Annotated in this window: 11 protein-coding genes; 10 read left to right on the top strand and 1 reads right to left on the bottom strand. The window is 41.5% G+C overall.

What is annotated here, in order from left to right:
• Positions 1 to 8: 8 nt before the first annotated feature.
• From lepB to pdxJ, 5 genes are read left to right on the top strand one after another with little or no spacing between them, the layout of a single operon-like run.
• Positions 9 to 944 (top strand): signal peptidase I, encoded by a 936-nt coding sequence (gene lepB, locus ON073_RS06470; protein ID WP_274761053.1) that lies wholly within the window; start codon positions 9 to 11, stop codon positions 942 to 944.
• An 18-nt stretch (positions 945 to 962) separates the two neighbouring features.
• Complete coding sequence (rnc, locus tag ON073_RS06465; protein WP_010560767.1) at positions 963 to 1,640, top strand: ribonuclease III; 678 nt, start codon at positions 963 to 965, stop codon at positions 1,638 to 1,640.
• Positions 1,630 to 2,556, top strand: coding sequence for a GTPase Era (gene era, locus ON073_RS06460; protein ID WP_274761052.1), 927 nt, complete (start codon positions 1,630 to 1,632; stop codon positions 2,554 to 2,556). Before rnc ends, era begins: the two co-directional genes overlap by 11 nt.
• 10 nt (positions 2,557 to 2,566) lie before the next feature.
• Positions 2,567 to 3,247, top strand: a complete 681-nt coding sequence (gene recO / locus ON073_RS06455; protein WP_274761051.1) for a DNA repair protein RecO — start codon at positions 2,567 to 2,569, stop codon at positions 3,245 to 3,247.
• 3 nt (positions 3,248 to 3,250) lie between these two features.
• Entirely contained in the window at positions 3,251 to 3,982 is a 732-nt protein-coding gene (pdxJ, locus tag ON073_RS06450; RefSeq protein WP_274761050.1) for a pyridoxine 5'-phosphate synthase, read from the top strand.
• A gap of 156 nt (positions 3,983 to 4,138) precedes the next feature.
• Here pdxJ and barA read toward each other — a convergent pair whose 3' ends face one another.
• A complete protein-coding gene (gene barA / locus ON073_RS06445; protein ID WP_274761049.1) occupies positions 4,139 to 6,910 on the bottom strand; it encodes a two-component sensor histidine kinase BarA in 2,772 nt (923 codons plus the stop codon).
• 91 nt (positions 6,911 to 7,001) lie between these two features.
• On the opposite strand from barA, the gene rlmD reads away from it, so the two are divergent.
• From rlmD to eno, 5 genes are all read left to right on the top strand, one after another.
• Positions 7,002 to 8,324, top strand: a complete 1,323-nt coding sequence (gene rlmD / locus ON073_RS06440) for a 23S rRNA (uracil(1939)-C(5))-methyltransferase RlmD (RefSeq protein WP_274761048.1) — start codon at positions 7,002 to 7,004, stop codon at positions 8,322 to 8,324.
• 5 nt (positions 8,325 to 8,329) lie between these two features.
• Positions 8,330 to 10,516 carry a GTP diphosphokinase gene (relA, locus tag ON073_RS06435; RefSeq protein WP_274761047.1) on the top strand — a complete coding sequence of 729 codons (2,187 nt, stop codon included), beginning with the start codon at positions 8,330 to 8,332 and terminating at the stop codon, positions 10,514 to 10,516.
• Positions 10,516 to 11,307 carry a nucleoside triphosphate pyrophosphohydrolase gene (gene mazG, locus ON073_RS06430; protein ID WP_138633884.1) on the top strand — a complete coding sequence of 264 codons (792 nt, stop codon included), beginning with the start codon at positions 10,516 to 10,518 and terminating at the stop codon, positions 11,305 to 11,307. The genes relA and mazG overlap by 1 nt, the downstream gene beginning before the upstream one ends.
• A 105-nt stretch (positions 11,308 to 11,412) precedes the next feature.
• Entirely contained in the window at positions 11,413 to 13,047 is a 1,635-nt protein-coding gene (locus ON073_RS06425) for a CTP synthase (protein ID WP_274761046.1), read from the top strand.
• A 105-nt stretch (positions 13,048 to 13,152) separates the two neighbouring features.
• On the top strand, positions 13,153 to 14,445 hold the full coding sequence (eno, locus tag ON073_RS06420) for a phosphopyruvate hydratase (RefSeq protein ID WP_274761045.1): 1,293 nt from the start codon (positions 13,153 to 13,155) through the stop codon (positions 14,443 to 14,445).
• Positions 14,446 to 14,530: the final 85 nt, after the last annotated feature.

Raw genomic sequence — 14,530 nt, 5'->3', positions numbered from 1 at the left:
TTAATTACATGGCGGGTTATTTTTCAATATTCCTAGTATTGTTGACCTTAGGTTCAGGCCTGATTTGGTTAATCGACCACTTAGTTTACGCGCCAAAGCGTAAAGAGCGTATTGCAATTGCGCAGGGCTCAAGCCAAGTGCCGTTAACCGAAGAAGTGATCGAACAAATTGCGCCGCAGCATTCTATTGCAGAAACAGCGCAATCGATTTTTCCTATGGTTGCCGCCATTACTATTTTCCGTTCGTTTTTGTATGAACCGTTCCAAATTCCATCAGGCTCAATGATGCCAACCTTATTAAAAGGTGATTTCATTCTGGTGGAAAAATACTCTTATGGTGTAAAAGATCCTGTTTGGCGTTCACAACTGATGGATGTAGGTACGCCAGAGCGTGGAGACCCATTTGTATTTAAATACCCTGAAGACGATAAAATTGATTTTATTAAGCGTGTAATTGGCTTACCGGGCGATACTATTATTTATCGTAATAAGGAAATTTACATTAAGCCTAAATGTGAAGCAGGGCAAACTGACAGCCAAGGTCTAACTTGTGGCCAATTTAATAAAATGGAGCGCGAATTAGTAAACCAAGGTGAGTTTAGCCTAGCGGGCATTCCACAAATTCGTGCCACAGAACAGCTTTCGGGTTTAACACACGATATTTTAATTAACCCAGCAATGCCTGAATTGTCAGGTCGCTATTATCAGCAAGCGGGTACGGCACAAGACGAGTGGCGTGTACCAGAAGGCCATTATTTTGCAATGGGTGATAACCGTGATAACAGCCAAGATAGCCGTGTTTGGGGTTTTGTACCAAAAGAAAATTTAGTAGGTAAAGCCGTATTTATTTGGATGAGCTTTACTTTTTCAGAAGACGAAGACAGTTTATTACCGTCTTGGGTGCCAACTGGTGTGCGTTTTGAACGCCTTGGCAAAATTCAATAATCTTTTAACAAGTTAATAATGACTAAAGACGTAAACTTATTATTTAAGAAGATAGGTTACAGCTTTAACGACGTTCGCTTGCTAGAGCAAGCAATGACCCATAGAAGTTACCGGGGTGCTCACAATGAGCGCCTTGAGTTTTTAGGTGACTCGATTTTGAGCTTCGTTATAGCTGATGCTTTGTATCATCAATTTCCAAAAGCCCGTGAAGGCGATTTAAGCCGTATGCGCTCAACGCTAGTACGCGGTCAAACATTGGCGGAATTTGGTGTGGAATTTGAACTTGGCGATTTTCTCCGCCTTGGTCCGGGTGAGCTGAAAAGCGGTGGTTATCGCCGTGAATCAACCCTTGCTGATGCCGTTGAAGCAATTATAGGTGCTGTATTTTTAGATTCAGACATTGAAACATGTCGTGAATTAGTACTTAACTGGTATCAAACGCGTTTACAAGCAATTACCCCAGGGCATAATCAAAAAGACCCAAAAACCTTGCTACAAGAGTATCTGCAAGCCCGCAAGATCCCTCTGCCTAGCTATAATGTAATTGATACTAAAGGCCAAGCACACAACCAAGTATTTACGGTTGAGTGCTTAATTGAGAATAAACCTCAAGTAGTAGCTAAAGGAAGTTCGCGTCGTAAAGCAGAACAAAAAGCAGCTGAGCTTGCATTGAAGATGATTAAAGATGACGCTTGATAAAGACCTGTTAGATGCGCCAATTGATACTCACTGTGGCATGATTGCCATTGTGGGCCGCCCAAATGTGGGGAAATCAACGCTGTTAAACCGTTTGGTTGAGCAAAAAGTGAGTATTACCTCACGTAAGCCGCAAACTACACGTCACCGCATTATGGGTATTCACACTGAAGGCAAATACCAAGCCGTATATGTTGATACTCCGGGTCTTCATAGCGAAGAAAAACGCGCGATTAACCGTTTAATGAACCGCGCTGCATCAAGTTCAATTGGCGACGTAGAGCTGATTATCTTTGTTGTTGAAGGTACCCGTTGGACAGATGACGATGAGATGGTACTAAATAAGGTTATGGGCAGCGGCGTGCCTGTCATTCTTGCTATTAACAAAGAAGATAACGTTAAGGAAAAAGAAGAGTTACTACCACATTTGCAGTGGTTAGCAACCAAGGGTAACTTCCTTGATATGATCCCAATATCTGCAAAGCATGGTAAACGCGTTGAACAAATCAAACAGCACGTGCATAACACTTTGCCTCAATGTGAGTTTTACTTCCCTGAAGATTACGTAACAGACCGCTCAATGCGCTTTTTAGCAGCAGAAGTGATTCGCGAAAAGCTAATGCGTTTTATGGGTGACGAACTACCGTATTCTGTGACTGTTGAAATCGAACAGTTTAAATGGATGGATAACGGCGTTTGGCAAATTAACGGCTTAATTTTGGTTGAGCGCCAAACACAAAAACGCATGGTGATTGGTAATAAAGGCGAAAAGCTTAAAGTAATCGGCCGCGAAGCACGTAAAGATCTTGAAGATATGCTTGATAATAAAGTGTTCTTAGAACTTTGGGTTAAAGTGAAATCAGGTTGGGCTGATGATGAACGCGCACTTCGCAGCTTAGGCTATGGTGAAGACTAAGGCCTAATCAATGCAACACTTTGTGCCAGCTTATTTACTGCATTCACGTCCGTTTAGCGACTCGCAGTTAATGTTGGACCTGTTGGTACAAGGTGTTGGTCATCTTCGCTTGTTAGCCCGCATTAAAGGGCGCAACAGCATCAAGCAAAAAGCCAATCTACAACCATTTAGTCGCCTTAGCGTACAATATGCTGGCAAAGGCGATATCAAATACTTAAACCAATACGAGCTAGAGAGCCTTGTTGCACTCAAAAATAAAGCTTTGTACTGTGGTTTTTACCTCAACGAACTTACTGCTCGCTTAACACCTATCAATGAACCACTTGATGAAATATATGAGCTGTATCATCTGCATCTAACGCAGTTAGCGAATGATGAGGACTACGAACCCATTTTACGTTCGTTTGAATTTCAATTATTAGAAGCGCTAGGTGTTGGATTGGATTTTTCTTTTGATGCTCATGGCTCTGAATTGAAAGATGATACGTATTACCAGTATCAAAATGAACTGGGTTGGCTATCTTTGCGTGGCAGCAAACGTGGCTTAAGCGGCAAGCAAATTCAACAAATTGCACAGTTAGATTTTTCTGATAAGCTAACGCGCACATTAGCAAAACAACTGGCACGCTATTTACTTAATCCGCTTTTAGGGTATAAAAAACTGAAAAGCCGAGAATTATTTGGATCTTAAAATATGAAAGAGATTTTATTAGGGGTCAATGTTGACCATATCGCTACGTTAAGACAAGCTCGTGGCACACAATTTCCAGATCCTGCCCATGCGGCAACGGTTGCAGAGCATGCAGGTGCAGATGGTATTACTATTCACTTACGTGAAGACCGTCGCCATATTCAAGATCGTGATGTTTATGTGATGGCAAAAACCATTCAAACACGTATGAATTTAGAAATGGCCGTTACCGATGAGATGATAGGTATCGCGCTTGAAGTAAAACCAGAATATGTATGTTTAGTGCCAGAAAAGCGTGAAGAGCTTACTACCGAAGGTGGTTTAGACGTGATTGGCAATGAAGCAAAAATAGCAGATGCAGTAGCAAAACTAAGTGCAGCTGGCATTAAAGTATCGTTATTTGTTGATGCAATTGAAGCGCAGTTAGATGCATGTGCCCGCGTAAAAGCGCCATTTGTTGAAATTCACACGGGTGCTTATGCCGATGCTGAAAACGATAAAGACCGTGATGAAGAACTAGTGCGTATCGCCGCTGGGTGTAAGTATGCAGCAGACCTTGGTTTAACCGTTAATGCCGGCCATGGTTTGCATTATCATAATGTAAAACCAATAGCCGCCATTCCTGAAATTTACGAGCTTAATATTGGCCATGCAATTATTGCCCGCGCAGCGATTGATGGTTTAGCAAAAGCAGTTTCAGATATGAAACGCTTAATGCTAGAAGCAAGAATGTAAGCTTTTCTAGCCTTGAGTTTTAGCTTATTACAGAGCTTAATTCTGCTTGTCGTTGTTTTCAAAAACAGCGACATTCCAATAATTATTCCATGATTTAGAAGAGATTAAACTCTGAAGGTCCCGTCAAATTCTTCAGTCTGCTTTAAAGGTAAACTCTTACTCCACACTCTGAATTGCGCCTGCATCTTGCATTAAACTCGATAAACAATCTTGCAGTTCAAAAATTTCTGGCTCGATGTCTTTAAGTGATTGTGCTTGTTTTAGCGCTGTTTCGATAGTTTCTGCGAGAGCTTTAATTTTGGGTACGCCAGTATAACAACAGGCGCCATGAAATTTATGAATAATACTTAATAGCTCTTTACTGTCATTATCACCGAATGCTTCGCTAATTAACTTTTGTGTTTCAGGAATGCTAAGCAACAACATGCTAAGCATTTCATTTGCAAGATCTTCTTTTCCGCCAGCACGTTGTAACGCCAGCTGCCAGTCAATCATGGTACTTTCAAATGGTGGTTCGCTACTTATTAGTTTAGCTGGTTGTACTGAAGGTTGATAATCTTTTGAACCAAACTCAGCGATGGTTTTCATTAAAATTTCTTCATCGATAGGTTTAGTTAGATAGCTGGTAAAGCCATTGCTTAACAGAGACTCTTTTTCGCTGGCAAGGGCGTGCGCAGTAACGGCAATAATTGGGGTTTGTTCATTAAGTGAAGATTCTAAAATGAGTTTGCATGCAGTTACACCATCCATAATAGGCATTTGAATATCAAGCAATATCACATCGTATTTACGGCTTTTAGCAAGACTAACAGCCTGGGCACCATTGTGTGCTGTATCAAAGCTTTCAATCTTATCTTGCAACAGCGCGCACATTAGACGCAAGTTAGCATCATTGTCATCAACTACTAACGCTTTAAGTGGCAGTTTTTCTTTACTGTTTGTTGGTGTGCTAATCGTTGGGTGATCAAGACGGTATGGTGCTGCCAAAGTGTGACAAAGCTTGCGATGGTTCATAGGTTTAGACAAGCATGCATCGGCGCCAGCATTAATCACAACTTCACGGTAACTGTGAGAAATAGTATTCACTAAAACATATAAGTAATCGCATTTTTCACGCGTGCGTTTAATTATATCGCGGCATGATTGCAGGTCACTCGGGTCAATGTTGATGGCTAGCAAGCCAATATCGAAATTAAACGCCTGATTATGGGCTTGTTCCAGTTCGCCAAGGGTGGCACAAGGAGTGACATTTAATTGCCAACTTTCAAATAGCTCACAGCCAGCTTCAAAACTGTGTTCAAAAGGCTCATAAAAGAGAATGCGCTTTTGCTCAAGTGGTGCGAGTGGTAAATCGATTGCGTACTGATGCTTTGGAATTTCAAGTTCAGCATTAAAGGTAAAGCAACTGCCTTTGCCTAGCGCTGAATTTAAGGAAATTTTACCGCCCATTGCTTCGACTAAGTGTTTGGTAATAATCAAACCGAGACCGGTACCACCAAACTTACGGGTAATGCTGGAATCGGCCTGGCCAAACGCCAAAAACAGTGAATCTTGTTTATTGCTATCGATGCCAATGCCGGTGTCTTTAACAGAAATAAGCAGTGCTTGCTTATGGTCGCTTAACATACGGCCGGTTACGTCAATAGTAACACTGCCATTGTCTGTAAATTTGATCGCGTTACTAATAAGGTTGATTAAAATTTGTTTAAAGCGGGTAGGGTCGCCTATTACATGATCGGAAATCCCATCAGCAACATATAGCGATAATTCAATGTGCTTTTCGTGGGCGTTCGGCGCTAATAAGGTGAGCGCCTCGTTAATGGTATCGCGCAATTGAAAATGAATATGCTCAAGTTCCATCGCACCCGCTTCAAGCTTAGAGAAATCTAAAATATCACTAATAATTGTGAGCAGGCTTTTAGCCGAAAACTCAATGGTATCGAGGTAATCTTTCTGGTGTTTATTGAGTGGTGTTTTAGATAACTGGCGGGTAAAGCCAATAACACCATTAAGCGGCGTTCTGAGCTCATGACTCATTTTCGCTAAGAAATCAGACTTAACTTGGTTTGCTCTTTGCGCCTCGCGTTTGGCAAAATTTAGCTTAATATTTTGTGTTTCGTATTGTTCAAGCGTTTCGCGGTAGTCGCTAATGGCTTGGTCGATATGGCGCTGCATTTCATCTTTTTGCGTAACCATATTGGCCGAAATATCGTTAAGACCGCGTCTTAAAATTTCAAACTCGCCTGCCATACGCTCATCGAGTCCGGTTTCTAATTCATCACTTTTTAGCTGATCAACCGCAAACACCAGCTTTTTGATTGGATCACTTAAGCGATTAGAAAAACGAAACGCAATTACTAACGCGATGGCTACGGCTAACCCAATAATCACAATACTAAACAGCAAAGCACTTTGGCGCGCAATCACTGCGCGGTCGTTACTAATTTCTACGTTTACATAGGCTTTTACTGGTAAATGCTGTGAAATTAATAAGCTGTCTTGTGAAAGCGCGTTTTTATCGAAAATTGGTAGCGAAAACAGAATGCTTTTTTCAAATTGTTTAATATAAAGCTGTTTTGGCAATGCGTTGCCGTTTTCAAATTTAAACTCTTCTATCTCAGGGTAATAGTTACTGGTGAGAATAAGTTCATGATCGGCGTTGAATAACACAATTGATTTTATGAGTGGCGCGTGTTGATTGTGTGTATCGCTAATAACCGACTTTAATTCAACAATATTGTTGCTGTTTAGCGCATGCTCTATGGCTTTTGCCAGCGGTGTGGAAATGGTTTGCCCTTGTTCGGTGAGAAAATCGTTAAGTTCTTGATAGCGAGTTAAGGTAAAATAACTGCCTAGGATAATACCTACCGTTAAGGTGGGTACTAAAGTTAATAGTATTATCCAGTCTCTTAAGCCAAATCTACTCATCGGGTGCGATTGTTATAATAAATTATTATGACACTGAGTTAAGGTTAAAGACTAAAGCGATATTAGGCAAACAATTTATAGGGTAATCACAGTGGCAAGGTTTTTTAAACCGCAAAAAAAGCAACTTTCAGCAGAGAAACAAACATTAAACATCGACTCAATGAACCATGAAGGGTTAGGTGTAACGCGTAGCAATAAAAAAGTGGCATTTGTTGAAGGGGCAATAACAGGCGAAACTGTTTTAGCCAAACAACTTTCAAATAAAAGTAAATTTGAAAAATTCCAAACGGTAAAAGTACTTGAACCAAGCGCTTTTCGAGTAACGCCTTTTTGCCAGCATTATGAACAATGTGGCGGCTGCCAATTACAGCATTTAGACGCCGAGCAGCAAGTGCAAGAAAAGCAAACGGCTGTGAAAAAGCTCTTCGAAAAATTTGCTGAAGTATCTAATTTACCATGGCAAAAACCGTTAACGAGTGAGCCCATTCATTATCGTCGCAGCGGTCGTATTGCGGTTATTTACGACAAGCAAAAAGATCAATTTTTAGTTGGTTATCGCCAAAAACAATCAAAAAAAATAATCAATATTTCACAGTGCGATGTTTTGCTTAAGCCGTGGCAAGCTGTTTTCAGTGCGGTAAGATCGCTATTACCTCAATTAAAAGGAGGTGATTCAATTTCACATTTACAGTTATGTTCGGTTGAAAGCGGAAATTATTTAATCGTACGTCATACAAAAGCCCTTAAAGACAGTGATTTTAAGCAACTACAAACCATGTGCCTCGAGCATCAATGGCAGTTGGTACTCAATAGTGATAAAGGGCTTTTTGATAGCCAAGAAACACCGTATTACATACTTGATGATTATCAGTTAAAACTGTTTTTTGGCTTTGATAACTTTATTCAAGTAAATGCAGATGTAAATAAAGCTATGATTAAGCAGGCTCTTAACTGGCTTAATGTAACAAAAGAAGACACTGTATTAGACCTTTTTTGTGGCGTGGGTAACTTTACTTTACCGCTCGCAACTCAGTGTAAGAACGTGGTTGGTGTAGAAGGTGTTGCATCAGCTATTACACTAGCAAAACACAATGCCCAAGAAAACCAATTGGCCAATGCCGCATTTTATTGTCAGGATTTAACAGAAAATATTAAGACGCAAGACTGGTTTAATCGCGAGTATTCGGTACTATTGCTAGACCCATCGCGTATGGGGGCGTTTGATATTCTAACTCAACTTAAATTAAAGCGTTTTTCTCGTATACTTTACGTTGCATGTGACCCAGTAACCATGGCACGTGACAGCAAGCTTTTAATTAACGCGGGCTTTAAGGTGAGTAAAATTTCATTGATGAATATGTTTCCTAATACGTCCCATATTGAAACGATGGCGTTGTTTGAAAAGGAGAATTAATAGACATGGTATCCATTAGGCAATCGCACTTACTTGCTAATCTAGAGGGCTTTCAAGCGTGGCTAGAGATGTTGGCCTTAAGCGACGATAAGCAACAGCAGCTTGAGCGTGCTTATGATTATTGCCTAGCATATTGCGAGCAAAAAAAATTAGACGACGAATTTGAAAGCAGTTTGCCTGCTAGCAAAGAAATTGTCGAAATTCTCGCAGAGCTTAATATGGATGCCGAAACCCTGTTAACCGCATTTCTCACGCCGCTTTATTTAAACGGCAAGCTCGATAAAGAACACTTAAGCAAGCATTTTTCAAGATCTGTTGTAGAGCTTCTAAAAGGTGTTGAACAAATGGCGGCGCTCGGTGCGCTAAGCTTCCAGGGCAAAGGCAGTACGCAAATTGATAATATTCGCCGTATGCTATTGGCAATGGTGGAAGATGTGCGCGCTGTGGTAATAAAACTCGCGCAGCAAGTGTGTTTATTGCGCGAACTAAAAAACGCCTCTGAAGAAGAGCGGGTAATTGCCGCCAAAGAAACGGACAACATCTTTGCACCACTGGCGAACCGTTTGGGTATTGGTCAATTAAAGTGGGAGCTTGAAGATCTTTCACTGCGTTACCTTCATCCAGAAAAATACAAGGAAATCGCTAAATTACTCGATGATAAGCGCATTGCTCGTGAAAGTTACATGAGCAATATGGTGGCCCTTGTTAAAGCTAAATTGGCCGATGCCGGTATCGAAGCTGAAGTGTACGGTCGCCCAAAGCACATTTATAGCATCTACAAGAAGATGCAAAATAAAAACTATCAGTTTGATCAGCTCTTTGACATTCGCGCAATGCGCGTGGTGGTTAACGAACTGCAAGATTGCTACGGGGCACTGGGTATTGTGCATACTAACTGGCGTCATCTCAATAAAGAGTTTGATGATTACATTGCCACACCAAAAGCTAATGGCTACCAATCTATTCACACGGTTGTATTTGGACCCGAAGGCAAAACTGTTGAAATTCAAATTCGCACCCAAGCGATGCACCAAGATGCAGAGCTTGGGGTTGCCGCACACTGGCTTTATAAAGAAGGTTCATTGCCGGGTAAAAACTCAGGTTACGAACAAAAAATCAGTTGGTTAAGAAAGTTACTACAGTGGCAAGAAGAAGTTGTCGACGACGAAGAGTTTGCTGAAGAGCTTAAAAACCAAGTTGTGGAAGACCGTGTATACGTATTTACGCCGCGCGGCGATATCCTCGACTTACCAAAGGGCGCAACACCGCTTGATTTTGCTTATTACATTCACTCGAATGTAGGACACCGCTGTATCGGTGCAAAAGTGTTCGGCAAAATTGTGCCGTTTACCCATGAGCTTCACACTGGCGACCAAGTTGAAATTCTTACGCAGAAAGAACCTAATCCAAGTCGTGATTGGCTAAACCCATCTTTAGGGTATGTAAAATCATCACGTGCACGTTCTAAAATTCATCACTGGTTTAAGCAACAAGACCGCGATAAAAATCTTGCCGCTGGTAAAGAAATTCTGGATGCAGAACTTGCTAAACTGAGTTTGCAAACCAAAGACTTAAAACCTGCATTGACGCGTTTTAACTTGAATTCGATAGAAGATTTACAAGTTGCGGTTGGAGCTGCGGATGTGCGCATAAACCAGCTGATTAACTTTTTACAAAATAAACATCTACCGCAAGATGATGAGCTACCCAAGTTTCGTAAATCAGCAAAACCGCGCAAAGGCGATAAAAACGGTATTGTTGTTGATGGTGTAGGCAGTTTATTAAGCCATGTTGCCAAGTGTTGTGAGCCTGTGCCAGGTGACAGTGTTCAAGGGTTTATCACCCAAGGGCGCGGTATTGCTGTGCACCGAAGTGACTGTGAACAATTAGAACATTTACGGGGGCTGTTTCCAGAACGCTTTATTAATGTTAGTTGGGCTGATGAAGTGTGTGAGCACTATGCGGTAACCATTCGCGTTGAGGCAAACGACCGTCAAGGACTAATGCGTGATATATCTTCAGTGCTTGCCAATGAAAAAACCAATGTGCTGAATATGAATCTGCAAACTAATAATGCGCGTCAAACCGCGATTTTTGAAATGAAGATTGAAATCAACAATATTGAGCAGATGAATAAACTGTTAGTTAAGCTATCGCAAGTTGATGGCGTTTTTTCGGCGGTAAGAACCTAATGAGTCAAAGCCATAATATTGAAATTCTGCTTAATATAATGAGCAAACTGCGTGACCCCGATGGTGGTTGCCCTTGGGACTTGCAACAAAATTTTGCCTCAATTGTGCCGCACACTCTTGAAGAGGCCTATGAAGTAGCCGATTGCATTGAGCGAGAGGATTTGCTTGAACTTAAAGATGAGTTGGGTGATTTACTGTTTCAAATTATCTTTTATGCCCAACTTGGCAAAGAGCAGCAGTTATTTAACTTTGACGATATTGTTGCGGCCATTTGCGATAAATTAGTGCGCCGCCACCCTCATGTATTTGCCAATGAAGAAGTGTTTTCTGAAGCGCAGTTAAAAGCAAATTGGGAAGAACAAAAAGCGGCTGAGCGTAAACAAAAGTCAAAAACGAATACCCTCGATGATATTCCACATGGATTACCAGCGCTGACTCGCGCGCAAAAAATTCAAAAACGTGTTGCCAGTGTTGGCTTTGATTGGCCATCAGTCAAAGGCGCGCTTGATAAAGTAGAAGAAGAGTTTCAAGAAGTACGCGAAGAGCTAGAATCACACGGGCCAGATGAAAAATTAGCTGAAGAGTTAGGCGATTTACTGTTTGCTTTGGTAAATGTAATTCGCCATTCAGGGTTTAACGCTGAGCAGGTACTGCGTAACGCTAATAATAAGTTTGTAAGGCGTTTTAATTCGGTTGAATTAACCATTACTAAATCAAAACCAATGAAAGAAGCAAGCCTAGAAGAAATGGAAGCGGTTTGGCAGCGTGTTAAAAAGCTTGAGAAAGCGTAAATTTCATTTGAGCAAAATGGCAACTTTTAGTATAATGTTTTCCCGTCTTGTTGATTGCCTTTAACGGCAATATTGTCTATTAATTCCTGACATCTTAGGGTTCACATGAATACAAAATTTATCTTCGTTACAGGCGGGGTCGTTTCCTCCTTGGGTAAAGGTATTGCTGCAGCATCATTGGCTGCAATCTTAGAAGCGCGCGGTCTAAACGTAACGATTCTAAAGCTTGATCCTTACATTAATGTTGATCCTGGCACTATGAGCCCTATTCAGCACGGTGAAGTATTTGTTACTGAAGACGGTGCTGAAACTGACCTAGACTTAGGTCACTATGAGCGTTTTATTCGCACCAAAATGACCAAGCGTAACAACTTTACGCAGGGTCGTGTATTTGAAGACGTATTACGTCGTGAGCGTCGTGGTGAATTCCTTGGTGCAACTATTCAAGTTATTCCACATATTACAAACGATATCAAACGCCGTGTACTGGATGGTGCAGAAGGTTATGATGTTGCTATTGTTGAAGTTGGCGGCACGGTAGGTGATATTGAATCACAACCTTTCCTTGAAGCATTACGTCAACTGGGTACTGAGCTTGGCCGTGAAGCTGCACTATATATGCACTTAACACTCGTGCCTTTCCTTGGTGCTGCGGGCGAAGTGAAAACAAAACCAACACAACACTCAGTAAAAGAGTTACGTTCGATTGGTATTCAGCCTGATATTCTTATTTGTCGTTCAGATCGCCAAATTCCTGCGAATGAGCGAGCAAAAATTGCGTTATTTACTAACGTAGAAGAAAAAGCCGTTATTTCATTAAAAGATGTAGACAGTATTTATAAAATTCCTGCGCTTCTTAAATCGCAAGGTTTAGACGAATTAGTATGTCGTCGCTTTTACATTGAGCCGCCAGAAGCTGATCTTTCTGAGTGGGAGCAAGTTTTATATCAAGAGTCTAATCCAAACGGTGAAGTAACGATTGGTATGGTTGGTAAATACATTGAATTACCAGATGCCTACAAATCAGTTAACGAAGCACTTAAGCATGCAGGCCTTAAAAACCGTGTAACGGTTAATATTAAGTATGTAGACTCACAAGACGTTGAAACAAAAGGCGTTGAGATGCTTGCAGGTCTTGACGGTATCTTAGTACCAGGTGGTTTTGGTGGTCGTGGCGTTGAAGGTAAGATTTTAACTGCACAATACGCACGTGAAAACAAAGTACCATACCTAGGTATTTGTTTAGGTATGCAGGTTGCTTTAATTGAATTTGCACGAAATGTTGCTGGCCTTGAAGGCGCAAACTCATCTGAATTCGATGCGGACGCTGAGCACAAAGTAATTGGCTTAATTACTGAGTGGTTAGATAAAGAAGGTAACGTTGAACAACGTTCTGAAGAGTCTGATCTTGGCGGGACAATGCGTTTAGGTTCGCAAAAGTGTCACTTAGTTGAAGGTACTAAAGCACGTGAAGTATACGGCGCGCCAGAAATTTTCGAACGTCACCGTCACAGATACGAAGTGAACAACCACTACGTTGAGCAACTAGAGAAAGCCGGTCTTGTTTTCTCAGGCTTATCGGAAGATAAGAAGCTGGTGGAAATGATTGAGCATCCAAATCACCCGTGGTTTGTGGCTGCACAGTTCCACCCGGAGTTTACTTCAACTCCTCGCGATGGCCATCGTTTATTTGAAGGCTTCGTGGGTGCGGCGTTCGCTGCGCAAAAAGACGAAAAGTAATTGTTAAGCCGTGACCTGTGTCGCGGCTTTTTTATTTAAACTGCCTGTGATTTTGAACCCTTCACAGGCTTAGCACAACAACCTTTATGGGAAAGAGGATATAAGATGTCTGAAATCGTAAAAGTCATTGGTCGTGAAGTAATGGATTCACGTGGTAACCCAACTGTTGAAGCTGAAGTACATTTAGCAAATGGCATTTGGGGTCGTGCATGTGCACCATCAGGCGCATCAACGGGTACCCGCGAAGCATTAGAACTTCGTGATGGTGACAAGAGCCGTTACTTAGGTAAAGGTGTTTTAAATGCGGTGAATTTCATCAATGGTCCAATCGCTGACGCTTTAATCGGCAAAAACTCTCACCAGCAAAAAGACATTGATGGCATCATGATTGATCTTGATGGCACAGAAAACAAAGAAAAACTGGGCGCGAACGCGATTCTAGCTGTTTCTTTAGCAAACGCTAAAGCTGCAGCACAAGACAAAGGCCAAGAGTTATTCGAACACATTGCTGAACTAAACGGTACGCCGGGTAAGTTCTCAATGCCAGTACCTATGATGAACATCATCAACGGTGGTGAGCACGCAGACAACAACGTAGACATTCAAGAGTTTATGGTTCAGCCAGTAGGCGCACCTAACTTTAAAGAAGCACTTCGCATGGGTGCAGAAATCTTCCATAGCCTGAAGAAAGTACTTAGTGCACGTGGCCTAAACACAGCTGTTGGTGATGAAGGTGGTTTTGCACCTAACTTATCATCTAACGAAGAAGCGCTTGCTGTAATCGTTGAAGCGGTTGAAGCTGCTGGCTACAAAATGAATGAAGATGTAACGCTTGCGCTAGACTGTGCTTCATCTGAATTCTACACAGACGGCAAGTACGACCTTAAAGGTGAAGGTAAAGTATTTGATTCAGAAGGTTTTGCTGACTTCCTAGCGGATCTTTCTGCACGTTACCCAATTGTGTCAATTGAAGACGGATTAGACGAAAGCGACTGGGCTGGTTGGAAAGTACTAACAGATAAGATTGGCGACAAAGTACAGCTAGTTGGTGACGATTTATTCGTAACTAATACGAAGATCTTAAAGCGTGGTATTGATGAAAAGATTGGAAACTCAATCTTAATCAAGTTCAACCAAATCGGTTCACTAACTGAAACACTTGAAGCAATTCAAATGGCGCATGAAGCTGGCTTTACAGCGGTTATCTCGCACCGTTCAGGTGAAACTGAAGATGCAACAATTGCTGATTTAGCAGTAGGTACTGCGGCAGGTCAAATTAAGACTGGTTCATTGTGTCGTTCTGACCGTGTTGCTAAGTACAACCAACTTCTTCGTATCGAAGAGAAGTTAGGTGAAAAAGCGATTTACAATGGTCGTAGCGAAATCAAAGGTCAATAATTGATATTTGATTTGTAGCTAAAAAAATCGCTGTTTTTACAGCGGTTTTTTATTTTGTAGATTTCAGATTTCAGATTTCAGATTT

Origin of the sequence: Pseudoalteromonas sp. G4 (assembly GCF_028875915.1) — a bacterium.
In the GTDB taxonomy this organism is placed as follows: domain Bacteria; phylum Pseudomonadota; class Gammaproteobacteria; order Enterobacterales; family Alteromonadaceae; genus Pseudoalteromonas.
Note: the sequence above shows the minus strand (reverse complement) of the source record. Positions and strands in the feature narration are given on the sequence as shown.